The sequence below is a fragment of the Pseudomonas sp. GW458-11-26-14-LB4 genome (genome assembly GCF_059423925.1).
The window spans coordinates 102,233-128,715 of record NZ_JBWKYU010000012.1; the positions used below are offsets into that span (position 1 = coordinate 102,233).

Genomic DNA, 26,483 nt, shown 5'->3' on the forward strand with positions numbered 1-26,483 from the left:
TCAGTTCAAGGCCCACGCAGCGACCGGGCTGGCGAGCAGGCTCAGTCCGGCCATGGTCAATGCCAAACGTGGTCGATAGGGCAACAACAGCACCAGAGTCAGCGCGCTGAGCATCAACACCGCGCACCAGTCGACCAGACCGAAGCTCCAGCCCTTCATGAAAACCGCCGCCCAGAGCGACAGCCCCAGCAACATCCAGCCTGCGAGCTTCAGACCTTGCCGACGGCGGGCCGAAGGTTTGTGGCCCAGCAGCTCTTCGTGATGCCGGGGCATCGCCAGGCACAGCGCGGTGAAAGCGGAATAACAGAGCAACAGCGCCAATAGCATTCAGTTCGCACCTTGCTCGAGGGTGATCGGCCGGGCCTTTTCGCGGGCTGGTTTTTTCACGCTGACGGTGTACCCGGCGCGCTGCATTTTTCGGGCAGCCCAGGCGAGGAAAAGGCCGCTGCCCAGACACGTCAGGTCAAAACCGGCCAAGACCCAATCGCCTTCGGGCACTGTCACGCCGAGGTGATACGGGGAGGTCAAACCGTTAAGAAGCGGCACTGCGACAAACAGTGCGGCTCCCAGAGACAGCTGTTCGACCCAGGCCCTGCGTCCCGGTCGAAACAGGGCGTGCACCACGCTCAAGCCCCAGGTGATGAAGAACGCGTTCACTTCCCAGTCGTCACGCCCGACCAGACTCACCGGCAGCAGACGATTGGCCCAGAAGAACACGGCGACCGCTGCCACCAATCCGGCCATGCTGGCGATGTTCAGCACTTCCACCAGCCGCAGTTCGAAAGGCATCACTCCCGTCTTGGCGTGTTTGAGCTGACGCTTGCCGAGCCAGATCACCAGCCCGGTGCCGATCATCGCCGTGCCCGCCAGACCGCAGATGAAATACAGCCAACGCAGCACCGGCCCGGCAAAGTGCCCCATGTGCAAACCGTAGAAACTGCCGGCCACTGCCATCGCCATCGGCTGTTGAGATGGGGTGCCGATGATTTGCCCGCTGACGCCATTAAAAGTCACCGCGCTGCCGGCATCGTTCACCACCCGGTCGGAACCCGCACGGGACATCACCACCGAGGCGTTGGCATCGCCCGGATTGTTCACGCTGATACGCCCGACATGTCCACCCGACCATTGCTCGCTGGCCGACCGCAACAGTGGCGCCAGCGGTGCCAGTGTCGCCGGTTGACCGGCAGGCTCGGGAACGTTGGCGGCGGGAAACACCTCGTCGTAAAACGCCCGGACATTGTTGCCGTACGAAGCCAGAATGCTCGCCGGCATTACCATCGACATGAAGATCACCAGACTGCTGTAGGTGATCATCAGATGAAACGGCAGCACCAGCACGCCCACCGCGTTGTGCCCGTCGAGCCACGAACGCTGGCCCTTGCGGGGGCGGAAGGTGAAGAAGTCCTTGAAGATTTTCTTGTGGGTGATGATCCCGGTGATCAGCGCGACGAACATCACCATCGCGGCGATGGTCGAGAGCCAGCGGCCCCACGGATAAGGCATTTGCAGCTGGAAGTGGAAACGGTAGAAGAACTCGCCGCCCATGCTTTCTCGGGCCTGTACTTCGGCACCGGTCTGCGCGTCGAGGATCTTGCGAGTGAATGCACCCCGTTCACCGGGTTTGGCTGGCGTCTGCTGCCAGCCCACGCTCAGACCGGGATCGCGGGCGTCGGGCAGGCCAATGATCCAGCGCGAAGCGTCGGGGGCGTTTTGTTGCAGATACTGCTGGGCCAGCGTCAGGCTTTTTTCGGCATCCAATGGATGGGCGTGGATTTCCGGCTGCATCCAGTGACTGGTTTCGCCCTTGAAATAGGCCAGGGTTCCGGTCAGAAAAATCGCGAACAACAGCCAGCCGAAAACCAGCCCGGTCCACGTATGCAGCCAGGCCATCGCCTGCCGAAAACCCTCTTTCATGCCAGCCCCAGACCGCGTGCAGCCCCGGAAACGGTGGCCAGAATCACGCTCGGCACCAGCAAACCGACCCACGCCGACCATGCGCTGCGACAGGCGAAACACCAGAGCACCGCCACCAGATAGACCAGGAACGAGACGGTCATGCCGGTGACCACCGCTTCGGCACGGTTCAGCGGCAACCACAGCGTCAGCGTGACACTGGCCAGCGCCGCGACCAGATAGCCGCCAAACACCGCCGCGAGCACTCGCGACGTGACGGCCAGACGATAGGACATGGGAAGAGCGGCGAGTTTGGCTTTCATGTTTCGACCCTGAAACGGTTAACGCCCGATCAACAGACCGAGACGACAGGCATGCGATATTAATGATAAATATTCTCATACGCAAAAGAGTCTGATTGCCGGGCATCACTGACAGCCCTACAATGCGAACCATTCTTGTTCTCTAACGCATCCCGCATGCGCCCGGAGTAATGCCGTTGTCGTCCGCCCATCCTGTCGAATCGCTGTATCAGGCCCACCACAGCTGGCTCACCGGCTGGCTGCGGCGCAAACTCGGCTGCCCGGACAGCGCCGCCGATCTGGCCCAGGACACCTTCATCCGGGTGCTGACCGCCCGCGAGCCGCCGGTGATCATCGAGCCGCGCGCATTCCTCACCACCCTGGCCAAGCGCGTGCTGTTCAATCATTACCGCCGCCAGGATCTGGAGCGCGCCTACCTCGACACCCTCGCGCAGATGCCGGAAATGGTCGCGCCTTCGGAAGAAGAGAAAGCGATCATCCTGCAAACCCTGATGGAGCTGGATCAGTTGCTCGACGGTCTGCCGCGCGCGGTCAAACGTGCATTTCTGCTGGCGCAGGTCGATGGCCTGACCTATCCGCAGATCGCCGCCGAACTGGGCATTTCCGTGGCGACGGTCAAACGCCATCTGAATAAAGCGGCGATGCGCTGCTACTTCGCCCTGTGAATCCGCCGATGGATTTTTCCGCGCAAGTCGCCGAACAGGCGGTGCACTGGTTGCTGGAAATGCAGCAAGGCCAACTGAGCCCGCGCCAGCAACAAGCCTGGCAGCAATGGATCGACGCCCACAGCGAACACCGCCGTGCGTGGGAGCACATTCAGCGAGTCAATTCGCGGTTGCGCGGGTTGTCGTCGCCACTGGCCCACGCCGCGCTGAATGCGCCGAAGTCAGGCAGCCGTCGTCAGGCGCTGAAGTTGTTGCTGATTCTCGGCGCTGGCTCGGCGGTCACCTGGGGGATGCGCGAGCACAATCCGTTGCCATCGCTGCTGGCCGATTACCGCAGCCCGGTTGGTCAACGCCGCAAGATCTCGCTCGGCGCTGGCGGCCAATTGCAGCTCAACACCGCCAGCGCGGCGGATGTCCGGGGCGATGGCCTGATCCGTCTGCTCGAAGGCGAAATACTGCTGACCGCCACTCAATCCTTCGAAGTACAAACCGCACAAGGCGTGCTGAAAACCCAGGGTGCGCGAATAAACGTGCGGCAGTTTGCCGACCGCACGCAGATCGCACTGTTTGAAGGTCGGGTCGAGTTGAATGTGCAAGGTCGCGCGCCGATGCTGCTGCCGGTCGCCCGACAACTGAGTTTCAGCGCCACCTCCATCAGTGACGCCAAACCGCTGGACGCCAACAGCGGTGCCTGGGCCGACGGCATGCTGGTGGCCGCGCACATGCGCCTGGGCGATTTCCTCGATGAACTGGGTCGCTACCGCCGCGGGCAGCTCCATTGCGATGCGAAAGTTGCTGAATTGCTGATCTCAGGGACTTATCCACTGGACGACAGCGAGCGGATTCTCGATCTGCTGGAAATCAGCCTGCCGGTGAGAGTGAAGCGTTTTACTCGCTATTGGGTGACGGTCGAAGCCAGAGCCTGATCGCTCCCACGCTCTGCGTGGGAACTCAACCCGGTCGCTCCGCGCCCCTGTAAAAAATAAATGAGCCGTTTTTCAGATCTGGCGTGACAGAGAAGGAAAGCCCCCTTGATTCAACCTTCTCAGGACCGTCCTCCATGCACCCCACCCGCCTCACGCCGCTGGCCCGAACCCTGCGCAACCTTGTCCTCGGCGCCAGCCTGAGCTTCAGCGCCCTTCCCCATGCGCTGGCTGCCGACACCAAGGCTTACCACATCGCCCCGTCGTCGCTGGAGAATGCCCTCAACCAGTTCGGCCGCGAAGCCGGTGTGCTGATTTCGTTCGGCTCGCAGGTTACCAGTGGTGTGCAAAGCCGTGGCCTCGAAGGTAGCTACACAACCGAGCAAGGTCTGAATGCACTGCTTGAAGGCACCGGTCTGCAAGCCCGCGCCGAAGGCGGCAATGCCTTCAGCCTCCAGCCGGCGAACGACAGCGCCCTGGAGCTGGACACCTCGAAAGTGGTCGGCGACTGGCTGGGTGAAGCCGCGCAGGTCAACGTCTTCGAACATCCCGGCGCCCGTGACGTGATTCGCCGCGAAGAATTCGAACGCCAGGGCGCGACCCAGGCCCGTGATGTGCTCAACCGCATTCCCGGCGTCAACGCCCCGGAAAACAACGGCACCGGCAGCCACGACATGGCGCTGAACTTCGGCATTCGCGGCCTCAACCCGCGTCTGGCCGCACGCTCGACGGTGTTGATGGACGGCATTCCGGTGCCGTTCGCGCCTTACGGTCAGCCGCAGTTGTCGTTCGCGCCGATCAGCATGGGCAACATGGACGCCGTGGACGTGGTGCGCGGTGGCGGCGCCGTGCGTTACGGCCCGCAGAACGTCGGTGGCGTGGTCAACTTCGTGACCCGGGCGATTCCGGACGAGCCGACCGTGAAAGGCGGTTTCCAGACCGAAACCAGTCCTTCTTCCAGCCATGACGGCTTCAAGACCAGCGCCAACCTGCTGGCCGGCGGCACCAATGCCAACGGTCTGGGCGGCGCGTTGCTGTACTCCGGCACTCGCGGTGGTGACTGGCGCGAACACAGCGATACGGAAATCGACGACCTGATCCTCAAGGGCAAATACCAGCTCGACGAGGCCAACAGTTTCAACGCCATGGCCCAGTATTACGAAGGCAAGGCCGACATGCCCGGCGGCCTCAATGTCGCCGATTACGATGCCGACCCGTATCAGTCGACCCGCCCGAAGGACCAGTTCTGGGGCCGTCGCACGATGTTCAATTTCGGCTATCGCTATCAGGAAGATCGCCGCGAGTTCACCGCCAATACCTTCTTCACCAAAACCCTGCGCAGCGGCTATCTGGATCAGGGCACGTTCCTGTCGCTGTCGCCGCGCGAATACTGGGTTCGCGGTCTGGAAACCCGCTTCGCCCAGGGCTTCGATCTCGGCGCCACCAGCCATGAAGTCGGCGTCGGCTATCGCTACATCAACGAAGCCGGTCACGAACTGCGCTACCGCACGCCGATCGCCAGCAACGAATACCCAACCACCAACAGCCGCAACGACCGCGACACTCGCGGCGGCACCGAAGCCAATGCGTTCTTCGTCGATGACCGGATCGACATCGGCAAGTGGACGATCACCCCGGGCGTGCGCTACGAGATGATCGAGTCGCAACAGACCAACAATCTGACCAACGTCAAATACAAGGGCGACTACAACACCGCACTGCCGGCGTTGAACGTGCTGTATCACCTGACCGACAGCTGGAACCTGTACGCCAACACCGAGGGTTCATTCGGCAGCGTGCAATACAGCCAGATGCCCAACCGCGTGAGCAGCGGCGAAGTGAAACCGGAGAAGGCCCGCACCTGGGAAGTCGGCACCCGTTACGACAACGGTGCGCTGCGAGCGGAGATCGGCGCGTTCCTGATCAACTTCGACAACCAGTACGAAAGCAACCAGACCAATGATTCGGTGATCGCCCGTGGCGAAACACGGCATCAGGGCATCGAGACCAGCGTCAATTACGCTCTCGACGACTTGAGCCCGGCGCTGGCCGGCTTCGATGTCTACGCCACTTACGCCTATGTCGACGCAACCATCCGCGAAGACGGGCCGAACAAGGGCAATCGTGTGCCGTTCTCGTCGAAACACAAAGGCACGATCGGCGTCGGTTACACCGAAGGGCCGTGGAAGCTTAACCTGGACAGCAGCTTCCAGAGCGACCAGTTCGCCGATAACGCCAACACCTCCAAAGAAAGCGCCGACGGCAGCACCGGCAAGATCCCAGGCTACATGCTGTTCAGCAGCCGTGCCGGTTATGACTTCGGCCCGCAGCTGTCGGACCTGAACGTGGCGGTGGGGGTGAAAAACATCTTCAACACGCAATACTTCACCCGCTCGTTCGATGACAACAACAAGGGCAAGTATGTCGGTGAGCCGCGCACGGTGTACGTGCAGACCTCTGTCGCTTTCTGACCCCTGCTGAAAACAGAAAGGGCCTGCAATTGCAGGCCCTTTCTCATTGGGTGGCTTGGAAAATCAGCGCATCAACTGTTGATCGCTGCCTGTTCGTTCTCGTCAAACTCTTCCGCCAACAGCTTGTCATTGGCTTTGCTTGTGAATGGCACCACAGCGGCTCGCGGTTTGCCGCGCAGTTTGCCAAACAGGTGCTCCAGCGCGTGCTCCAGTTTTTCGGCTGCACCATCGATCGCCTGTTCCAGCGAATCGGCTTTGTGGGTGACGGAAATCGGTTGATGGCCTTTCGGCCGCGCTTCCAGTTGGCAGCGCAAGTCATGGGGACCCGGCTTTTCACCGTTCTCGTCGCTCAGATGGACTTCGACACGGGTCAGGTCTTCCTCATAACGGTCGAGCGTGCTCTCAATTGTGGTGCGTACCCACTCCTCCAGTCGTTTGCTGCTTTGAATATGATTGTCGCTGTTGACTTGGATTTGCATAGTTCATCCCTTATTTCAGCTAGCTCGCAAGAGGCCTGGAACAGGATTTCGTGACCTCTTGATTACAACAATCGGCCCGCCGGACGAACATTTCAACCCCTTAAAAAAGATAAATATTCATTCGCAAAAAAAGCCGGACAACCGAGTAAAGCGCTGGTAAGGTCGGGAGTTGGGTCGCCCCGCCCCTCCGAAAAATCTGCTCACAATTGGCCATCACCCAACGGGTGCAGGCTGCGGAAAATCCCCGCCTCTTCCACCAGCCAGTCATGCACCGCCCGCACGCCCGGATGGCTCAACGCCCCCGGCGCGTAGAGCAATACATAGCGTTTGTGATTGGGCACCGAAATCCCGAATGGCACGATCAACGTCCCCCGCTCCAGCTCATCGTTGAGCAACGTGCGTCGGGCAATCGCCACGCCCATGCCGGCAATCGCCGCTTCGATGGTCAGGTGGTTGCGATTGAACGTGTGCCCGCGCCGCACATCGGCACCCTCGAAACCGATGGCATTCAGATAAAACTCCCACTCCGCGTATTCATAGCTGCCGCGCCAGGCGGTGATGTCATGCAACAGCGGGAAGTGCACCAGATCCGCCGGCCCGTGCAGCGGCGGCCGCCCGCGCAACAGACCCGGCGCGCACACCGGGAAAATCTGCTCGTCGAGCAAGGCTGTGGATAACAGGCCCGGATAACTACCGTCGTTCAGGTCGATGGCCAGGTCGAAATCCCCCTCATGCAATGGCACGCTGCTGTCCTCCGCCACCAGCCGCAACTGGATGTCCGGGTAACGCTGTTGCAGACGCGGCAGGCGCGGGGTCAGCCATTTGCTGAGGAACGATGGAATCGAGCGCACCCGCAGAATCCCGCTGATCATCCCCGCATCCAGCCGACGCAATTCCGCGTCGATGCTGCCGTAAGCCTCGTTGACCGTGATCGCCAGTCGCTGCCCTTCCGCGCTCAGCTCCACACCGCGCGCGCGGCGATGAAACAGGCGAAAGCCAAGACGTTCTTCCAGCTGTCGGATTTGCTGACTCACAGCCCCCGGCGTGATGTGCAGTTCCTCGGCACAACGGGTGAATGACAGGTGCCGCGCGGCACAGGAAAACACCTGCAGCCAGACGTAAGTCTGGGCGTGCAATTGACGACTCATGGTTTAGTCCTGCTAAAGGCTTACTTAGGAAGTTTCGTTAGTCACGTTGAAGCGAGGTAGGCAGTATCGCCGACATTGCGCTTGTCCTACAAAAAATGGCAGCGATTCCTACTCCATTGCTTGTAAGGGTTTAGCATGGCTATCAGTGTTTTCGATCTATTCAAAGTCGGCATCGGCCCGTCCAGTTCCCACACTGTCGGCCCGATGCGCGCTGCGGCGACCTTCGCCCAGGCGCTGATCGACCAGCATTTGCTGAACGATGTGCAGCGGGTGGAAATCCGTTTGTACGGCTCGCTTTCGGCCACCGGCGTCGGCCATGCCACTGACCGTGCAACGGTCATGGGCCTGATGGGCGAATGGCCGGACAGCATCGATCCGTCGACCATCGAGCCACGCATCCAGCAACTGCGCGAGACCGGCCAACTGTCTCTGGCCGGTGAACGTTCGATTGCCTTCAACTGGCAGCACGATCTCCTGCTGCTGGACGAGAGCCTGCCCTACCACCCGAACGCCATGTCGCTGACAGCCTTCGGTGCATCCGGCCAACTGTTAGAGCAAACGTACTACTCGGTCGGCGGCGGTTTCATCATCGAAGCGGCCGAAGCCGAATCGGGTGTGGCGCCGGCCGGCGACGTCGAGTTGCCTTACGAATTCTCCAGCGCCGTCGAACTGCTGGCGCTGTGCAAGCAGCACAACCTGCGGGTTTCCGAACTGATGATGGCCAACGAGCGGGCCTGGCGCAGCGACGCCGAGATCCGTCAGGGCCTGTTGCACATCTGGTCGGTGATGCGCGAATGCGTCGAGCAAGGCCTGCGTCACGAAGGCATCCTGCCTGGCGGTCTGAATGTTCCGCGTCGCGCGGCGAAATTGCACCGCAGCCTGCTGGAAATCGGCAAGCCGAACGTCATCAGTTCGACCCTGTCGGCGATGGAGTGGGTCAACCTGTTCGCCCTCGCCGTCAACGAAGAGAACGCCGCCGGCGGGCGCATGGTGACTGCACCGACCAACGGTGCCGCCGGGATCATCCCGGCCGTTCTGCACTACTACATGAAATTCAATCCAGACGCGTCCGACGATGACGTGGTCGCCTTCTTTCTGGGCGCGGCAGCGGTCGGCATCCTGTGCAAGAAAAACGCCTCGATTTCCGGCGCCGAAGTCGGCTGCCAGGGTGAGGTCGGCTCAGCTTGCGCCATGGCCGCTGCGGGTCTCGCCGATGTGCTCGGCGCCACGCCTGAGCAACTGGAAAACGCCGCCGAAATCGGCCTGGAACACAACCTCGGCCTGACCTGCGACCCGGTCGGCGGGCTGGTGCAGGTGCCGTGCATCGAGCGCAACGCCATCGCTGCGGTGAAGGCGATCAACGCCACGCAAATGGCCCTGCGCGGCGACGGCAAACACTTCATTTCCCTCGACCGGGTGATCCGCACCATGCGCGATACCGGCGCCGACATGCATGACAAATACAAAGAGACTTCACGGGGCGGCCTGGCCGTGAGCTGGGTGGAGTGCTGAGGAGCACTCCCTGACCGCCCGTAACACGTGAGCCCGAGCAAGAATAATAACGAGGCAAAAACGATGACCGATGTACGCACACCTGCTGCCGAAAATCCCGCTGTAGACCGCACACGCAACAACGAAACCGCCCACAAGGGCTGGAGCAAATTCGACACCACCTGGATGCTCGGCCTGTACGGCACGGCCATCGGTGCCGGCACCTTGTTCCTGCCGATCAACGCCGGTGTCGGCGGCTTCTGGCCATTGCTGATCCTGGCGTTGCTGGCGTTCCCGATGACCTTCTTCGCACACCGGGGCCTGACCCGCTTCGTGCTGTCGGGCCGCTCCGGTGACATCACCGAAGTGGTGGAGGAACACTTCGGCATCGGCGCCGGCAAGCTGATCACGCTGCTGTATTTCTTCGCGATCTTCCCGATCCTGCTGGTGTACAGCGTGGCGCTGACCAACACCCTGAGCAGCTTCCTCGAACACCAGTTGCACATCGCCCCGCCGCCACGTGCGGTGCTGTCGCTGGCGCTGATCCTCGGCTTGATGGCCATCGTCCGCTGTGGTCAGAGCGTGATCGTCAAAGCCATGAGCGTGCTGGTGTATCCGTTCGTCGCCGCGCTGCTGTTGCTCGGCATCAGCCTGATTCCGAACTGGAACGGCGCATTCTTCGCCAGTGCTCAAGAACCGATGGAAATGTCGGTGTTCCTCAAGACCCTGTGGCTGGCGATCCCGGTGATGGTGTTCTCGTTCAACCATTCGCCGATCATTTCCGCCTTCGCCGTCGAGCAGAAACAACGCTACGGCGACCAGGCTGAACGCAAGAGCAGCGGCATTCTCGCCATGGCTCACGGCATGATGGTGGTGACGGTGATGTTCTTCTGCTTCAGCTGCGTGCTGGCACTGTCGCCGGCGGATCTGGCAGCGGCCAAGGCGCAGAACATTTCGATCCTGTCGTACCTGGCCAACCACTTCCAGACTCCGGTCATCGCTTACGCCGCGCCGCTGATTGCGCTGGTGGCGATCACCAAATCCTTCCTCGGCCACTACATCGGCGCCAGCGAAGGCTTCCAGGGCATGATCGTCAAAAGCCTGCGCAGCCGTGGCCGGGTGATGTCGGCGAGCTGGCTGAACCGTGCGACCGCGCTGTTCATGATCCTCAGCTGCTGGGCCGTGGCGACCTTCAACCCGAGCATCCTCGGCATGATCGAAACCCTTGGCGGGCCGGTGATTGCCTGCCTGTTGTTCCTGATGCCGATGTACGCGATCCGCCGCGTGCCGGCCTTGCGCCAGTATTCGGGCCAGATGTCCAACGTGTTCGTGGTGCTGATCGGCCTGATTGCACTGTCAGCGATCATCTACTCGGTTCTGCCCTGAAACGGGCCGCAAACGAAGAAGGCGAGCCATGGGCTCGCCTTCTTTTTGGCCGGATTCATTGTTCGACAATATTCCCGGCATGTCCCTTGCTACATCGCTGAAGGAGACAGGACCACGGAAAGGCCGATGGTCAGGTTTGGCGAACCAACCCGATCAAGGCCGGTCAACAACTGCACGTTCAATCAGGCGGTGACGCATCATGGACAATCCTTTTCAGATCATTACCGATGCCTTCGCGCCGGACTATCAGATCAACCTGAGCATTCAGGGGCTCGACGGCAGCATCATGCTGACCCTCTCCAATGGCGGCCGGATCGTCGCCAAACGGATGATCAGCGCCGAACAGCGCAACGACCCCAAACGCCTCAAACGGCTGGTGCAAAGCATTCAGTTCGGCATCGCCATCGAACAGGGCCACAGCGCCATGGCGATCCTTGATGCCATGACTCGCGGCGACGGAATCACTCCGCCACCGCGTCGGGCCAAACATCAGCCCCGGCCAGCCGCCGGCCTTTAAAGTTCGCCCTTCTCCACTTCCGGATGTTCACTGGAACCCGTGCCGATCTTGCGGTGCGGGTTCTCGATTTTCACCGAAGGGAATTGCGACGAGGCGTAACGCACCACCAGAATCGAGAACGCCAGCAGCAGAATCCCGCCGCACAGGTAGATGATGCCCATGTCCGGCGGGTTGTGGTGCGAGACGTTGGAGATCAGCAGGCGCGTCAGTGCCGTGATCGCCACGTAGATCAGGAAGCGCACCGGCATGTGGTTGGTCTTGAAGTAAATCCCGACCATCGCCCCCAGTTCCAGATAGATGAACAGCAACAGAATGTCATCGATCTTGATGTGCCCTTCCTCGAGCATCCCGAGAAATTCCATCACCGCCGCCCACGCGGTCACCGCACCAATGGCGAACAGCGCCAGATAGTGAAAGGTCTCGACGAACAGGTTGCCCAGGGACTCGGCCAGTTGGTGCACGTTTTGCCGCAGTTTCTCGGCCCAGTTGATTTTCACGATGAAGGTTCCTTAGCCCGGTTCGAGCGGATGTTGCTTGCTGGACGTGACGGTTATTGCACACGTACGCAGATGCATGCAGAAAAGAGGCCACGCCATCATGGCGAGGCGGCGCGAAACCCGCGCCGTGGCGTTTGGTCGCACCTGTGCGCAGGCATCGGGCTGACAAAATCCGAATCCGGTCTACATTGAAAAGCCACTACCCAAAGCGCAGGGATTCGCTTATCCTTTTAGCTGTATATAGATACAGTAGTCGCAAAGACAACTTAATGTGAAGGCATGTGAGGTGGTGAATGGCCGTCGAAGTGGTATACCGCAGCAGCCGAGATCTGGAGCGCTTGTTCATGGATAAAGCCGAAGCTGACCGTCATGACAAAATGCTCGAATTGGCCGAACTGTTGGCCGAAGTGCTGGAAAAAGCCGTTCCTTCGTTGAGCGAGCAGCAAGTGGAAGAAGTCGGGATCTTCATGGCGAAGAACCGCGATGTGTTCGCCCGGGCGTTCAAGAGCCAGCCTGATGCACTGTCGGAGCTGATCAACGCACCGGCGGCACCGGTTGTGGCAACCGAGCCGGCAGACGTGGCCGAACCGGCAGAAGCGCCAGCCAAACCTGCCAAAGCGGCGAAGGCTGCGAAGTAAGCGACACTTGGATTGAAGCCTCTGAATTGAATAGCCCCTGAGTTGAAAGACTCGGGGGCTTTTTCATGCCCGGACAAACCTCAGCGGTACAACACCTTCTCCGCCAGCTCGTCCGCCACCCGCGCGGGTGAACGTTTTTCCGCCTGGGCGTGGGCGAAGACTTCAGTCAGGCGCGAACTGATCTTCGAGAGGTGCGCGGTGATGGTCGTCAGTTCTTCGCCCCGATGCTTGAGGGAAACGTAGATCAGACCGCCGGCATTGATCACATAATCCGGCGCATACAGGATTCCGCGCCGTTCGAGTTGATCGGCGACATCCAGGTGCGTCAGTTGATTGTTGGCCGAGCCTGCCACCGCCGAGCAGCGCAACTGGGTGACCGTGTGGCTGTTGAGCACACCGCCCAAACCGCACGGTGCGAGGATGTCGCACGGCGTGCTGAGCAACGCGTCGTTGGCAATCGGATGGGCGTTGAGCTGTTCCATCGCCAGTTGCACCTTGCCGTGGTCGATGTCGCTGACCAACAGTTCGGCACCGGCTGCGTGCAGCTGTTCAGCGAGGGCATAACCGACGTTGCCCAGCCCCTGAATCGCCACGCGCAAGCCTTCGAGGTTATCGCTGCCCAGCCGCGCCATGGCCGTGGCACGAATTCCGGTGAACACGCCCATCGCCGCATGCGGCGCGGGGTCGCCAGCCGAAGTGGTGCTGGTGACATGCTGGGTCTGCTGGGCGATGCAATCCATATCCGCCACTGACGTGCCGCTGTCGATGGCAGTGATGTAGCGCCCGTCGAGCTGATCGATGCAACGGCCGAAGGCTTCGAACAAGGCGCCGCGGTTTTCGACATGGGCCGGCCGCACGATCACGGCCACCCCACCGCCCTGGGCGAGACCAGCCAATGCGGCCTTGTAGCTCATGCCCTGGGCCAGGCGTATGGCGTCCTCGACCGCGGATTCGTCGTTCGGGTAGGCAAGATAACGACACCCGCCCAGGGCTGGCCCGAGGCGACTGTTATGAATGGCAATGACCGCCTTCAATCCGGACACCGGATCAACGCTAAGGTGCAGCGATTCCAGGCGAGTGCTTTGCATGAGAGCGAACATCGGCAGGCTCCCGAATCACTTCTGGTAGACGCCAGTATAGGCTTGCGCCTGAAAATTGCTGAAGCGCACGGGAATAAGGCCCGACAGCGACCAATGCGTTGCGGCATAACCCGATGGCAGAGCGGCCCGGCACTGGACGAATGGCAAAGACGGGGCTAAAACGAGGCATGCCCCGGAGATTTAGATGAGTCCGCGCCAACGTTTCTTCGAGTGTCTGCACCGTTCACCGCCCGCGCTGTTCGAAGCCGCGTTGTGGATGGCCGCCGAACACGACAAACAAGCCGATCCCGAAGCGCTGTTGCAGGAATTCAAGGAACTGCAGCAGCGGGTCAGCTATGGTTTGCCGTTGCTGCCGGTCAGCGAGCTGGCGCAACCGCTGCTGCGGCGCATGACCGATCTGGGATTTGCCCAGGATGATTTCGTACCGCTGCGTCCGCAGGCCGCAATGGTGCACAAAGTCATGCAGACCAAACGCGGCCAGCCGCTGGCGCTGGCATTGATCGCCCTGGAACTGGCTCGTGGCCTGGAGATTCCGCTGGTGGGCGTGAACTTCCCCGGGCATTTCCTGCTGAAGGTTCCCGGGGCCGATCACCTGCTCGATCCGTGCGGCGGACGGCGCCTGTATCCGAACGACTGCCGCGAACTGCTGCACCGCCAGTACGGCCATCAGATGAAACTCAACGCCGACCACCTGCTGACTGCCGAACCGATGCAGATGCTTCAGCGTCTGTCACGCAACCTGCGCCAGCTGCACCTGACCCACGACGACTTCATCGCGGCGCTGATCGATGCCGAGCGCGTGCTCGAACTGGGCAACGCCAGCGCCGCCGACTATCTGGCCCGGGCCAGTCTGTACCAGCGCCTCGATTGCCCGAACGCCGAGCGTTTCGATCTGGAGCACGCGCTATTGCTCAGTGACGACCCGATTCAGCGACTTCGCCTGACGGAACGGCTGGGGCATCTGCCACCGAACTCAGTCGTCCACTGATCCCTTGTGGGAGCGAGCTTGCTCGCGAATCAGGCGACACGGTCGATCAGTCAAACCGCGTTATCGTTCTTCGCGAGCAAGCTCGCTCCCACAGGATTTTGCGCAAGCTGCGAAGGCGAACGCACCTGAATGATCAGCAACGCCGCAATCACCGCCGGAATCGCGCAGAAGAAGAAAATCTGCTCCACCGGAATGTGCATCGCCAACAACAGGCTGCCGAACAGCGGCCCGAGAATCGAGCCGAACCGCCCTACTCCCAATGCCCAGCCGGTGCCGGTGGCGCGCACGTGCGCCGGATAGAAATTGCTGGCGAACGCGTTGAGCGTCAGTTGCCCGCCGATGATGCAAAACCCCGCCGCAAACACACAGGCCACCAGATAACGCGGATTGTCGTGATTCAGCCCCAGCAGGATCGTGCACACCGCCGCGCCAGCCAATACGCCGGACAACAGTCGTACTTTGCTTTTCAAACGGTCGGCGAACCACGCCATGCAAATTGCGCCGAGCGTGCCGGCGAACAGGAACATCGACGTCACCAGGTTCGCTTCATTGAGTTTCAAGCCACTTTCCAGCAGCAGTGACGGCAGCCAGCTGATCATGAAATACAGCAGGATCAGGCTGACGAAAAACGTCGCCCAGATCAGCAAGGTCGGGCGTGCGTAACCGTTGCGGAACAACTCCACCACGGTCAGTTTGCTGCCCTGCTCGCGTTCGTTCTGCTCGACCGATGCGGCCGGTGGCTGCCAGTCCGGCAGCATCCGCGCGGTGACCTTGCGCAGGCGTGCGTAGGGCGGCGCGTCACGCAGCAGTCGTGGCAAGGATTCCGGCAGCATCCACCAGAGAAACGGAAACAGCAGCAACGGCGTGACACCGCCGGCGAGGAACACTGCCTGCCAACCGAAACGGTCGATGAAACCGGCCGCGACAAAACCACCCGCCGCACCGCCGAATGAAAAGCCGCACGCCGCCAGCGTGACCATCAACGTGCGCAGGCGAGGCGGTGAATATTCCGACATCAACGCCATGGCGCTGGGCATCGCGCCGCCCATGCCGATGCCGCAGATGAAGCGCGCGATCATCAGGGTATTCAGGGAATCGGCGAACACCATCAGGACGGTGAGACTGGCGTAGATCAGCACGCAGGCGAGCAGAATCCGTCGAACGCCGAAGCGGTCGGCCAGCGGCGTCACGGCGAGAGAGCCGAGGGTCAGACCCAGCAAGTTGGCGCTGAACACCGGGCCGAACGCGGATTTTTCCAGACCCCAGTCCTGCGCCAGCGCCGGCACCACGTAACCGAGCACCTGGGCGTCATAGCCGTCGGTGACCAGCAGCAAGGCAAGAAGAATCAGGAGTAACCACTGAAAGCGGGACACAGGACGGGCGTCGAGTGCCGCCCGGAAGCTGGCAATCTGGTTGTGCATCGCAAGGTACCTGTTTTGTTTTTATGATTTTTTGCGGGTAACCGGAATGGCTCCCGTGTGCTGCACGGGAGCCATCAAACGCTACTTCGGGGTGTCCGGCTGATTCGCCGGATGCGCCGCAATGAACGCCGGATGCTCAGCGGCCAACGCGGCCACCCGACGAATCCGTGGAAACGCCTCCAGCGAAACGTTGAACCGCTCGGCCGCGTACAGCTGTGGAATCAGGTACACGTCCGCCACGCACGGCCACTCGCCGAAACAGAAGCCGCTGTCGCCGATCAACTGCTCCACCGTCGCCAGCCCCTGACTGATCCAGTGGCCGATCCACTCGTTCACCTGCGGCTCGTCATGCCCCAGACCGCGCAGGCGATTGAGCACGCTGACGTTGTGCAACGGATGCACATCGCAGCCGATCACCGCCGCGACGCCGCGCACCTGGGCGCGGGCAACAAGGTCTTCGGGCAGCAACGGCACCTGTGGATAACGTTCTTCCAGATACTCGATGATCGCCGGTGACTGAATCAGCAACTTGCCTTCGTCAGTACGCAGCGCCGGCACCCGGCCCTGGGGATTGATCGCCAGGTACACCGGTTGCCGATGCTCGCCACCGGGCGGTGCGATCAGGTTGACCGGCAACGCCTGGTAGTCGAGGCCCTTGAGTGCCAACGCGATCCGCACCCGGTACGACGAGGTGGAACGGTAATAGGTGTAGAGGTCCATGAGCCGCTCCTGTCAGCGCGCCGCCAGCACGGTGCCACGGCATTCGCCGAAGCCGATCGAGGCAAAACCTTCGCGGGCGCAGCGGGCGCGCAGGATGATTTCGTCGCCGTCTTCAAGGAACTTGCGCACTTCACCGGAGGCCAGTTCGATCGGCTTTTTACCGCCCTCGGTGATTTCCAGCAGGCTGCCGAACTGACCGTTTTCAGGGCCGGACAAGGTGCCCGAACCGAACAGGTCACCGGCCTGCAACTGGCAACCGTTGACGCTGTGGTGCGCGACCATTTGCGCGACGGTCCAGTACATATAGCGGGTGTTGCTCAGGGTCAGGCGATGGGCCGGCAGGTTCTGTTCGCGCATTTTCTCGGTGAGCAGCAGCACTTCCAGCTCGATGTCGAAACCACCACCCTCCTGATCGCGCTTGTCGAGCAGGTACGGCAGCGGCTGCGGGTCACCTTGCGGACGCGCCGGCTGCGCGGTACGGAATGGCGCCAGCGCTTCGGCGGTCACCACCCATGGCGAGACACTGGTGATGAAGCTCTTGGACAGGAACGGGCCGAGCGGCTGGTATTCCCAGGCCTGGATGTCACGGGCGGACCAATCGTTGAGCAGGCAGAAACCGGCAATGTGTTCAGCAGCGTCACCGATGGCGATCGGCTCGCCCATCTCGTTGCCCTGACCGATCCAGATCCCCAGTTCCAGCTCATAGTCCAGCCGTGCGCACGGGCCGAAGGTCGGCTCGGTCGCGCCGGCCGGCAGGGTCTGGCCTTTCGGGCGGCGCACGTCGGCACCGGAGGCGCGCACGGTAGACGCACGACCGTGGTAGCCGATCGGCACGTGTTTGTAGTTCGGCAGCAGCGGGTTGTCCGGACGGAACAGTTTGCCGACGTTCTGCGCGTGTTCGATGCCGACGTAGAAGTCGGTGTAGTCGCTGATGCGCGCCGGCAGGTGCAGCTGGCAATCGGCAGCCAGCGGCAGCAGTTTCACGCCCTGGGCTTCAATGTTGCCGCGATGAGTGCTGCCCTCGCTGAGCAGTTCCAGCAGACGTTCGCGCAAGGCAACGCGGGCGTCGCGGCCGAGTTCGAAGAACGCGTTCAACTGACCGCCGCGCATGGCTTCGACGGCACTGCGCGCGACGCCGTCGAACAGACCGGCCTCCAGCGCCACTTGCAGATCGAAGATGTGTTCGCCAATCGCCACGCCCGCGCGCGGTGCCGAGCCGTCGATGCTGAACACGCCCAGCGGCAGGTTCTGCAGCGGGAATTCGGTGTGGTCGTTGGCCGAAGCGACCCAACTGCGGGTGATGGAATTCTGAGTCATGGGTTATCTCCGGGTCGGGTCGAACGTGGCGGGCAGCGTGGCCCAGCAGGCGTCGTAAGTGGATTGCAGTTGCGGGCAGTCGAGGGCGAAGCGGCTTGGGCGCAGCACCTGGCTGGTCTCGAACATGAAGGCCATGGTGTTGTCGATCTTGGCCGGCTTGAGGTCCGCGTTGATGGCTTTGGTGCAGGTCTCGCCGTCCGGGCCGTGGGCGCTCATGCAGCTGTGCAGGGACGCGCCGCCGGGCAGGAAGCCTTCGGCTTTGGCGTCGTACTCGCCCTGGATCAGGCCCATGAATTCGTTCATCAGGTTGCGGTGGAACCACGGCGGACGGAAGGTGTTCTCGGCCACCATCCAGCGCGGCGGGAAGATCACGAAGTCGAGGTTGGCCAGGCCGTGGACGCTGGTCGGCGAGGTCAGCACGGTGAAGATCGACGGATCCGGGTGATCGAAACTGACGGTGCCGATGGTGTTGAAGCGGCGCAGGTCATATTTGTACGGCACGTTGTTGCCGTGCCAGGCGACCACGTTCAGCGGCGAGTGATTGAGTTCGGTGCCCCACAACTGGCCGAGGAACTTCTGCACCAGGGTGGTCGGTTGTTGCAGGTTTTCGTAGGCGGCCACCGGGGTCAGGAAGTCCCGCGGATTGGCCAGGCCGTTACTGCCGATCGGCCCCAGATCCGGCAGACGCAATGGCGCGCCATGGTTCTCGGCGACGTAGCCGCGCGCTTGCGGATCTAGCAGTTCGACGCGGAATTTCAGGCCCCGTGGCAACACGGCGATTTCCAGCGGCGCCACTTCCAGTACACCCAGTTCGGTGGCGATGCGCAGGCGCCCGAGTTGCGGCACCAGCAGTAGCTCGCCGTCGGCGTTGAAGAAAACGCGCTCCATCGAACGGTTGGCGCAGTAGTGATAGATGCTGATGCCGGCCGGTTTTTCGGCGGCGGAGTTGGCCGCCATGCTCACCAGACCGTCGATGAAATCGGTCGGTTCGGCCGGGATCTCCAGCGGGTTCCAGCGCAGGCGATTGGGGGTCACTTCACCCAATGGTCCGCCCGCCAGTTGCCGCTCCAGTTTGACGAATGCCGGGTGATTGGCCGACGGCTGGATCCGGTACATCCAGGTGCGCCGCGCTTCACTACGGGTCATGGTGAACGCGGTGCCGGAGAACAGTTCGGTGTACAGACCGTAAGGGGCTTTCTGCGGGGAGTTCTGGCCGACGGGCAGTGCGCCGGGCAACGCTTCGGAGCTGAATTCATTGCCGAAACCGGACTGGTAAGCCAGGGCTGAATCGAGGTTCATGGAGCCTCCTGAACAGGGCGTCGGCATGGCCGGACGCTCTGGATCGGAGGTCTTGGCACGCCGGGGTTATTTTTATCGTAATTCAATTACGCATAACGTAATTTGCTCGCTATCCAGCGTCAAGCTATAAAGACGCCCATTCGTTCCGGGACACGGCAGCACCATGGAAAAAACCAGCGACAGCAACGGCAAACAGAAAGTCCGCTCCGCCGAAGTCGGCACCGACATCCTCAAGGCCCTGGCCGAGTTGTCGCCGTCCACTTCGCTGTCGCGTCTGGCCGAACATGTGCAGATGCCCGCGAGCAAGGTTCACCGTTATCTGCAGGCCTTGATTGCCAGCGGTTTCGCAGAACAGAACACTGCCACCAACCACTACGGTCTCGGCCGTGAAGCGCTGCGCGTGGGCCTCGCTGCTCTGAACAGTATGGACGTGCTGAAAGTCGCCGCTCTGCCGCTGGCCGAGTTGCGCGACGAACTCAACGAAACCTGTTTCCTGGCGGTGTGGGGCAATCAGGGCGCGACCGTGGTGCACATCGAACCGGCGGTGCGCGCGGTGACGGTGGTGACGCAACTGGGCTCGGTATTACCGTTGCTCAGTTCCTCCACCGGCCTGGTCTTCGGCGCGTACCTGCCGCACCGGGAAACCGACGAATTGCGCGAGCAGGAAATCGCCAGCGGCGGCCATCCGCTGGCAGACGAAAAAGCCTATGCGGCGTTGTGCGAGCAGATCCGCGAACGCGGTCTGCATCATGTCCACGGCTTGCTGATGCCCGGCGTCGATGCCTTGTCGGCACCGGTGTTCAACGCCCTCGGGCAGGTCGCGGCGGTGTTGACCATCGTCGGCCCGACCTCGCTGTTCCACGCCGACGAAAACGGCCCGGCGGCGCAGCGGTTATTGGCTGCGACGCGGGCCGTGAGCTGGCGGATGGGTTATCAGCCAGATTGATGAGGCAAGGGGTCAGCCGATGATTCGGGTTTTACTGTCCGCGATCACATAGGGAGAAGCCACGGCGGTGACATAACCAATGCCCACTGGCACCCCGGTCGCGGTCGATACGATCTCGGAAATATCCTTGACTCGCGACAGCAGCCCCACCGCCGAAACAGATCCGCCAACGCCAGCCACAATCCCCACATACAGGAGAATGGAGCTTCTCCAGGCCGAGGCGAGATGGTTCTTGCCGGCTTCGTCATCCCCCAGGCTGTAGGCAACGATGCCCTGGACGATCGACCGTGTGATGCGCACGATGCTGTTCACCAATCCCACCGGCGGGACAAACAGCGAGACGATATCCACCGCAAGCTCGGTGATCACCATGACCGTGTTCCAGAAACGCTCGGCAGGTGTGGTGGTTTGATAGTCAACGTCGCTGAGCACACGGGAAATCATGCTGTCGAATTCGAACTTGAAATGGGTCACGACAGAACTGTTGTTCAACGCCGGGGTTGGGAGAGCGCCTGAGGCGTTCTGGCAGCGAATGACAAAGTTCTGTACGACACTCCTGTGTTCGAGCCTGGTCAGTGCAATAACGTGATTTCCCAGGTCGGCGTCCTTGAGCCCCAGTGTCAAGGACTCCAGCGGACGGTAACTCATGCCATCCGGAGCCTTCGGAATATAGACCAGCAGCTGCAGTTTCCCTGCCACCCGGCGTCCAAACGTATAAGCGCCCTCGATGCGTCGCCCTTCAAGAACCAGCGTGTAGATACCGTCCTGCGGGGTAGTGCCCGGCTTGAACGGATCCAGTTCATGAGGACGGTCATGATCGAGCCCGTCGACCAGTCCCGCCAGCCAGTTGAACTGTTCGGCGGACAAAGAGCCCTGCATCTTCTGGGTCAATGCCGCCCTGAGCATTTCGTTCTGCTTGAGCTTGCAGAACAGTTTCGCCTTGAGATCCAGCGACGCGCCGTTGGCGAAACGGTCGACCAGATGCCACTCATACATCATGCCCGGCCGCAAACCGATCAACGATTTGACGACCGTCGCATTCAGACCGCCCAGTGAAGAACCCTCCCTGGAGACGAATGCCACCTGATCATCGTCTGGCCAAAGCTGCCATTGAATGAAGAGATGGGTGAGCGTCATCCAGTCCTGCCCTTTCACCTTGACATCAACGCGATCAGGATCGATCAACGGGTGGTTCGGGTCAGAACGACGCAGATGACTGTTCAACCGTTCCATCACCTGGTCTCGTGAAAAAGAAACCAACGTGGGGATATTAAGCTCCTCTTTCGAGAGTTCGTAGAGCGCCCTGAAATCCGTGTTCAATCGGGTAAGCATCTCGCGATCGCGCGCCGCCGCACTCCTGTACCAGGCAGGAGTAGCCACCTGTTCCTCGGCAATTTCCCAATCGATGATTTCATGAATGGCCCCCATCAGCGGCCCGTCTTCGTGCCCCCGGTTCCACTCCACCAGGGTGACACCGCCCCACCACCATGGCTGAAACACAGGGCCCGGTTCGTCATAAGAGAGCTCGTCTTTCACGAAAGCTGCGCGGTCCTTGCTGAAAGCCTGACCGGTCAGGAATTCACGATCACGTGGCTCGAATCCCCAAGAGATGAACTGGCGCTTCAACCCCGTCAGATCGGAGAATTCGTACCACTGCTGCCCGGTCGGGGCACCCGGCGCATACAGCACATGTAATTGACGGTCTGGCGCAGCTCCCCTTGCACGAAACGCAATCATGTCCCTGAACGGCCTGTAGCGCTGACGAAACGCAACGCCAAACGCTTCGACTCCCGGGTCGCCATACAGATATCGCTGCACCATGTTCTGTGCTTGCGGGCCGATGTGTTTTTGCAGGACGGCGGCGAAGTGGCTGAGCGCAATTTCCTGCCCCAGGACTTCGCGCATGGCTTCGCGGATCCGCGCCTGTGCGAATCGCTGATTGCGCTCACTGGCATATTGCACACGCAGATCAAACTGGCGGATGGCGAGTTCGATACTGGAAGCCGTCAGTCGCGGATTGTTGTGAAAGGCTTCGAGCTTGATCGTGTAGGGAGCCGCCGTGTCATGCACGCCGTACATGAACAACTGCGTCAGGGTTTTACGCTCGACATGTTCGATACGCCGAGTGCCCATGCGCAACGAATGTTGCACTGTCACCCAGACAGTATCAGGGTCCACTCGCCGGGTATCGCCCGCGCTGATGTGGGTTTCGACAGCACCGCGCACGTAGTCCTGAAAAGAAGATACCCCTTCCATGGCCTCATGCAGGCACACCTGCCCCCTGAGCAGTTCCTTTTCCAGAGAGGCGAACACTTCCTGATGGTTGGCGGTGGCATCCTTCAACCATTGCGGCCGGGCGTTTCGGTTCATCAGGACCAGTAGTCTGGCGACCCGCCCCCGGGCAGCGTCGATGACCGCCTGCTGCTGAAGGGCGCTCTCGACCGAACGCACGAGAGCAGGCCGATCCCCGCCCGGCGCCTGTAACCGGCGAAGATGGTAAGCAACGTCGCGTTGTTGTTTTTCAAGAAGCTGGGCGGTGAGGGTCTGGAAGATTTCGCCTTGAATGTTCAGGTAACGGATATCCGGAACGCTGCCGACCTGCTCGGCATCTTCCTGTGAAACGCTCCTGAGCAGTTGTGCCCGGGTTTCTGCATTGCCCAGGCGTTGCTGCAACGCTTGATGCATCAAGGCGGCGGTGCGGAACGTTTCCAGGCCGTTCACGGAGGTGTAGAGCACTACCCATTCGTCATCGTCCAGAACCAGTTCGGGGATAGAGCGCCCCGTGAGGTAGGTGACAAAGCAGCCGGCCAGCGTTGCGAATCGACCATTTTCCAGTTGCAGTGAAAGACTGTAGGCCGGAGTCAAAGATGTGCCCTTGATAAAAACGGCATAGCTTTCCTCTACCTCCGGCCGAACGCCTTGCATCTGCACCGTCGCACCCAATTCCTGCCAGAACAGCGCTGCATGGACATCCTGCAGCTGACGCCGGCGCGAAGCCAGCTCGCGCCCCTTGTCGTCCTTCCCCGAAGAAGCAGCCCAGTATTGCGCCAGCAAAGGTGTGTATTTCTGCGCCAGCGCCCCCAGCACATTACCGATCAAGGAACCGACGGCGACCACATCCAGCCCGTGAATCCGGTCCTCTTCATCCGTGGAGTCAGGCCAATCGAAGACGCCGTACAGACTGGCGTCATAGACGGGCGCATTACCGGACATCAGGCACTGCATGAACACGTCCATCAACAACCCGGTCGGTTGCGGATTCACAATCCCTGGACGCTGGGCGGTAATGTACGTTTTGCTGATATAGATATCCGGCGATAACTGTTGAAGTTCCTTTAACACCAGATCCTGTAAAAGCGATTTGAACGACGGTAGTGCACCCAGTAAACCTTCCAGGTCGTCCCTGTGCTGATTGATTTTATTCAGATACTTTTCCGCCGAGAAACTTTCCACTGCGCTCATGATAAAACTCCGTTATTACACGTATTAACAGGACGACAAAACATCGCCCAAGCTGTGCAAACAACTTAACCGGAGTAAAACCAACAAAAACACCCACTATCCTTTGCAAGACATTTAAAGGATCAAACTTAAAAAAAACCAACACACTGATTAAATGACGATTAACAACATAAACCCAGCATTCTAGCGCGCGCCACGGCATGCGTACGGCGTTCGACGCCCAACTTTGCATGAATCCGCCGGACATGAGTTTTAACGGTATGCAACGAGATGAACAACTTGTCCGCTATTTGTTTATTGGAACTTCCCGCCGCAATCAACCCCAACACTTGCGACTCTCTCAAACTTAATGAATTTTCACTCTCGCCACTTTCAGAAAACTGATGTCCGGATAATGATTCAGATCGAATAACCGTCGCGGCATCATCGAACTTCATGACCAGGCACTGCAAGTTGAACTGGCAGGCCAGCATGCGGCCCTTGTCGAAATACTGCCGGGCAGATTCCCGATCATTGAGAATTGATGCCACCTCGCTCATTGCCAGCAGCAACTCGGTTTCCAGAACAATCATCCGGCAAGACCGAGCCTGCTCGAGCAGAGACTGCAATCGCAGCACGGGCTGCTGCGTCTGCCCCAAACGGGTCTCGGCCAGAATCAGCAAACACTCGATACGCGGAATCAGTTCCAGCGTTGCCGGCGGCGCCTGCCGTGCCCGCGGGCCACGATAATGCCTGAGCACTCGACTCAACGCTTCGCGAGCCAGTTCTGGCCGCCCTTGTTGCAGCCAGAATTCACTGCTGAGCTGCAGCAGAACGCCGCGATAGACCGTGTCCGGAATCTGCCGCTGCTGCATGAGCCGCTCGGCATCACGCAGACGCATGAACGCCTGCGGGTAATCGCCCTGATCGGCGGCCAGTTGCGCCTGCCCCAAAAAGCCATAAAGCACCCGCTTGTCAAAGCTGCACAGGCAATCGTCGAGCCCTTGTTGAAAGAATCCGGCGGCCCGATCCTGCTGTCCCATGCTCAGCGCCAACCGCCCGCGACGCAGGGCAATACGGCCCAGCAACGGCGTCGGCCGCTCGAGGGACGTGCCGAGCATGTCGCAAAGATTGGCCAGCAATTCTTCAGCGCGAGCCGACGCGCCTCGCTGCTCCAGCAGTTGGGCATGGTCCAGTTCCAGCAACGCCTCGAACAGCAATGAGCCCTCGGCCCGGGCCAGACACAGCGCTTCACGATTGATCGAATGAGCCAGCTCTAGTTCACCGCACAGCAATGCCTGCTGAGTGCGGCCCGACAAACACAGCAGACGCGCCGTCCAGGCCTGCGGCGACAGCTCGTTCAAGGCTTGCTCGAAATGCTCGCGCGCCTCCTCCATCCGCCCTTGCAGGTGCAACAGCCAGCCTTGCTGAGCCTGCCAGCGGGCGATCAATTGCCGTTGCTGACCCGCTGACGGTGGCGGTAGAAAACGCGTGAGTTGCCCGATGCAATCCGCCGCCTGGGTAAAGCGCCCGGCGAACAGCAGCGCCGCCGTGACCAACCCGACCAACTGGGCAGAGCCGAGTAGCAGTTCCTCGCCGCGTTGTTCATAAAGACGCAACAACAGCACGACCGTCTGCTCCTCGAACAGATGCTCGAAAGTAAAGTGCTGCAGCAGGCTCACCGCGACCTCGTACTCTTCGGCCAGCAACGCCTGTTCGAAGGCGCATTTCCAATGCTGCCCGGCAGCAAACCACTGACAGGCCCGACGATGCCAGGAACGTCCGGCCGACCAGGGTTCGTCGCGCATCAGACGCGACAGCGGAGCGCATACCTGCAACCAGTCCGGCGACCCTTGCCAGGGTTCGATAAAACACCCGAGCGTTTGCAGCGTGCGCATCCACTGCGCCCCTTCGCCGGCACCGAACAGGTGATCGCACAGACTGGCGTTGAACCGCGGCAAATGCGCCAACACCCGCCAGGCCTCTGCCAGTTCCGGGCTCAAACCACTGAACAGTTCGTGTTGCAGATAGTCCAGCAAGGTGTCCATGCGTTGCTGCGGCAAGGTCTTTTGCGACCAGTCGCATTTTTGCATCAACAGGATCCGCACCCCGGCGCACCACCCACCGCTGCGCTGGAGGATTCGCCCGGCTACGTCGTCGGCCTGGGCTGGCGGAAGGTGCCGCAACAGTTGCGCGATCTCGCCACGACTCAACGCCAGCGCCGCGCGTTCGCACTCGTACAAGGCATCATCGAGCAGCAGGCGCGGCCAGTTGCATTGCGGGCGCCGACGCGTGCCGATCCACCAGGTGACGGCAGGGCTGGCAAGCGCCAGCAGGCGGTCGAGGAGCGCATCCAGCGCCGGGTCCTCAACACGGCAGTAATCGTCGAGAAACACCCAGACCGGCGAGGACCGGCGCGCCAGTTCATTTAGCAACGACGACTCATCCGCCGCTGCCAGCCCGAATGCCTGCGCCAGTCGCTCGCAAAATGCCGCGACACTTATCGACATGCCCACCAGCGGCAGCCAGCACACCGTGCATTCAACGGGCGCCTGCAACAGGCATTCGGTGAACAGCGTGCTCTTGCCACTGCCGGCCGGTGCGCAGATCAGCCGGACCCGTGCCGAGGACTCCAGCAATGATGCAGTCAGACGTGGACGTGGAAGATGATGAGCCGAGAGTCTGGGCAAGAATCCCGGACGATCCGGAGCGTGGGTCATGGCGGTCATCGGGTACGCCTTTTTATCGTTGTACGCTCACCCTAGTCCTCTCCCCGGTGCTTGTTGACGAGTATTCAGTACGCTGATTGGCGCCCAT

Annotated in this window: 21 protein-coding genes and 1 pseudogene; 9 read left to right on the forward strand and 13 right to left on the reverse strand. The window is 61.0% G+C overall.

Going from position 1 to position 26,483, the window contains the following annotated elements:
* The 3 genes from AC07XZ_RS17390 to AC07XZ_RS17400 are packed head-to-tail and all read right to left on the reverse strand — an operon-like array spanning position 1 to position 2,219.
* The gene (locus tag AC07XZ_RS17390; RefSeq protein WP_085746973.1) at positions 1-327 is read right to left on the reverse strand and encodes a DUF3325 domain-containing protein; all 327 of its coding nucleotides are present in this window, start codon (positions 325-327) and stop codon (positions 1-3) included.
* The gene (locus AC07XZ_RS17395) at positions 328-1,917 is read right to left on the reverse strand and encodes a PepSY-associated TM helix domain-containing protein (protein ID WP_102686894.1); all 1,590 of its coding nucleotides are present in this window, start codon (positions 1,915-1,917) and stop codon (positions 328-330) included.
* The gene (locus AC07XZ_RS17400) at positions 1,914-2,219 is read right to left on the reverse strand and encodes a DUF3649 domain-containing protein (protein ID WP_085746971.1); all 306 of its coding nucleotides are present in this window, start codon (positions 2,217-2,219) and stop codon (positions 1,914-1,916) included. Before AC07XZ_RS17400 ends, AC07XZ_RS17395 begins: the two co-directional genes overlap by 4 nt.
* A gap of 176 nt (positions 2,220-2,395) precedes the next feature.
* Here AC07XZ_RS17400 and AC07XZ_RS17405 point away from each other — a divergent pair, with 176 nt between their 5' ends.
* The 3 genes from AC07XZ_RS17405 (at position 2,396) to fecA (ending at position 6,278) form a co-directional block, all read left to right on the forward strand.
* The gene (locus AC07XZ_RS17405) at positions 2,396-2,884 is read left to right on the forward strand and encodes a sigma-70 family RNA polymerase sigma factor (protein ID WP_007957265.1); all 489 of its coding nucleotides are present in this window, start codon (positions 2,396-2,398) and stop codon (positions 2,882-2,884) included.
* Positions 2,881-3,810, forward strand: a complete 930-nt coding sequence (locus AC07XZ_RS17410; protein WP_102686893.1) for a DUF4880 domain-containing protein — start codon at positions 2,881-2,883, stop codon at positions 3,808-3,810. The genes AC07XZ_RS17405 and AC07XZ_RS17410 overlap by 4 nt, the downstream gene beginning before the upstream one ends.
* 134 nt (positions 3,811-3,944) lie before the next feature.
* Positions 3,945-6,278 carry a TonB-dependent Fe(3+) dicitrate receptor FecA gene (fecA, locus tag AC07XZ_RS17415; RefSeq protein WP_102686892.1) on the forward strand — a complete coding sequence of 778 codons (2,334 nt, stop codon included), beginning with the start codon at positions 3,945-3,947 and terminating at the stop codon, positions 6,276-6,278.
* 71 nt (positions 6,279-6,349) lie between these two features.
* Here fecA and AC07XZ_RS17420 read toward each other — a convergent pair whose 3' ends face one another.
* Both AC07XZ_RS17420 and AC07XZ_RS17425 read right to left on the reverse strand, forming a co-directional pair.
* Positions 6,350-6,757 carry an HPF/RaiA family ribosome-associated protein gene (locus AC07XZ_RS17420; protein WP_007957262.1) on the reverse strand — a complete coding sequence of 136 codons (408 nt, stop codon included), beginning with the start codon at positions 6,755-6,757 and terminating at the stop codon, positions 6,350-6,352.
* Between the two features lie 200 nt (positions 6,758-6,957).
* Positions 6,958-7,905 (reverse strand): LysR substrate-binding domain-containing protein, encoded by a 948-nt coding sequence (locus tag AC07XZ_RS17425; protein ID WP_011332523.1) that lies wholly within the window; start codon positions 7,903-7,905, stop codon positions 6,958-6,960.
* Between the two features lie 135 nt (positions 7,906-8,040).
* Between AC07XZ_RS17425 and AC07XZ_RS17430 the strand changes: the two genes are divergently transcribed.
* From AC07XZ_RS17430 to AC07XZ_RS17440, 3 genes are all read left to right on the forward strand, one after another.
* Positions 8,041-9,417 carry an L-serine ammonia-lyase gene (locus tag AC07XZ_RS17430; RefSeq protein WP_102686891.1) on the forward strand — a complete coding sequence of 459 codons (1,377 nt, stop codon included), beginning with the start codon at positions 8,041-8,043 and terminating at the stop codon, positions 9,415-9,417.
* 63 nt (positions 9,418-9,480) lie between these two features.
* Positions 9,481-10,782, forward strand: coding sequence for an HAAAP family serine/threonine permease (locus tag AC07XZ_RS17435; RefSeq protein WP_102686890.1), 1,302 nt, complete (start codon positions 9,481-9,483; stop codon positions 10,780-10,782).
* A 199-nt stretch (positions 10,783-10,981) separates the two neighbouring features.
* Complete coding sequence (locus AC07XZ_RS17440; protein WP_011332520.1) at positions 10,982-11,299, forward strand: DUF3509 domain-containing protein; 318 nt, start codon at positions 10,982-10,984, stop codon at positions 11,297-11,299.
* Here AC07XZ_RS17440 and AC07XZ_RS17445 read toward each other — a convergent pair.
* Positions 11,296-11,796 (reverse strand): phosphate-starvation-inducible protein PsiE, encoded by a 501-nt coding sequence (locus AC07XZ_RS17445; RefSeq protein ID WP_007957255.1) that lies wholly within the window; start codon positions 11,794-11,796, stop codon positions 11,296-11,298. The genes AC07XZ_RS17440 and AC07XZ_RS17445 overlap by 4 nt on opposite strands.
* 293 nt (positions 11,797-12,089) lie before the next feature.
* On the opposite strand from AC07XZ_RS17445, the pseudogene AC07XZ_RS17450 reads away from it, so the two are divergent.
* Positions 12,090-12,347, forward strand: a pseudogene (locus tag AC07XZ_RS17450) (YebG family protein); the annotation flags it as partial.
* A 167-nt stretch (positions 12,348-12,514) separates the two neighbouring features.
* Here AC07XZ_RS17450 and AC07XZ_RS17455 read toward each other — a convergent pair.
* Positions 12,515-13,534, reverse strand: coding sequence for a Glu/Leu/Phe/Val dehydrogenase family protein (locus AC07XZ_RS17455; RefSeq protein WP_085608113.1), 1,020 nt, complete (start codon positions 13,532-13,534; stop codon positions 12,515-12,517).
* Positions 13,535-13,718: 184 nt separating this feature from the next.
* On the opposite strand from AC07XZ_RS17455, the gene AC07XZ_RS17460 reads away from it, so the two are divergent.
* On the forward strand, positions 13,719-14,522 hold the full coding sequence (locus AC07XZ_RS17460) for a SirB1 family protein (protein ID WP_085746965.1): 804 nt from the start codon (positions 13,719-13,721) through the stop codon (positions 14,520-14,522).
* Positions 14,523-14,572: 50 nt separating this feature from the next.
* Here the strand turns inward: AC07XZ_RS17460 and AC07XZ_RS17465 are convergent, their stop codons facing one another.
* The 4 genes from AC07XZ_RS17465 to hmgA form a co-directional block, all read right to left on the reverse strand.
* Positions 14,573-15,943, reverse strand: a complete 1,371-nt coding sequence (locus AC07XZ_RS17465; protein WP_085746964.1) for an MFS transporter — start codon at positions 15,941-15,943, stop codon at positions 14,573-14,575.
* Between the two features lie 81 nt (positions 15,944-16,024).
* Positions 16,025-16,663 (reverse strand): maleylacetoacetate isomerase, encoded by a 639-nt coding sequence (gene maiA / locus AC07XZ_RS17470; protein ID WP_102686889.1) that lies wholly within the window; start codon positions 16,661-16,663, stop codon positions 16,025-16,027.
* Between the two features lie 12 nt (positions 16,664-16,675).
* A complete protein-coding gene (gene fahA / locus AC07XZ_RS17475; RefSeq protein WP_102686888.1) occupies positions 16,676-17,980 on the reverse strand; it encodes a fumarylacetoacetase in 1,305 nt (434 codons plus the stop codon).
* Between the two features lie 3 nt (positions 17,981-17,983).
* Complete coding sequence (gene hmgA, locus AC07XZ_RS17480; RefSeq protein ID WP_085746961.1) at positions 17,984-19,279, reverse strand: homogentisate 1,2-dioxygenase; 1,296 nt, start codon at positions 19,277-19,279, stop codon at positions 17,984-17,986.
* A 163-nt stretch (positions 19,280-19,442) separates the two neighbouring features.
* Here hmgA and AC07XZ_RS17485 point away from each other — a divergent pair, with 163 nt between their 5' ends.
* Positions 19,443-20,225: an IclR family transcriptional regulator gene (locus tag AC07XZ_RS17485; RefSeq protein ID WP_085746960.1), complete on the forward strand. Its 783-nt coding sequence runs from the start codon at positions 19,443-19,445 to the stop codon at positions 20,223-20,225.
* A 12-nt stretch (positions 20,226-20,237) separates the two neighbouring features.
* Here AC07XZ_RS17485 and AC07XZ_RS17490 read toward each other — a convergent pair whose 3' ends face one another.
* The gene (locus AC07XZ_RS17490) at positions 20,238-23,687 is read right to left on the reverse strand and encodes a dermonecrotic toxin domain-containing protein (RefSeq protein WP_102686887.1); all 3,450 of its coding nucleotides are present in this window, start codon (positions 23,685-23,687) and stop codon (positions 20,238-20,240) included.
* 161 nt (positions 23,688-23,848) lie between these two features.
* Positions 23,849-26,395, reverse strand: a complete 2,547-nt coding sequence (locus AC07XZ_RS17495) for a LuxR C-terminal-related transcriptional regulator (protein ID WP_102686886.1) — start codon at positions 26,393-26,395, stop codon at positions 23,849-23,851.
* Positions 26,396-26,483: the final 88 nt, after the last annotated feature.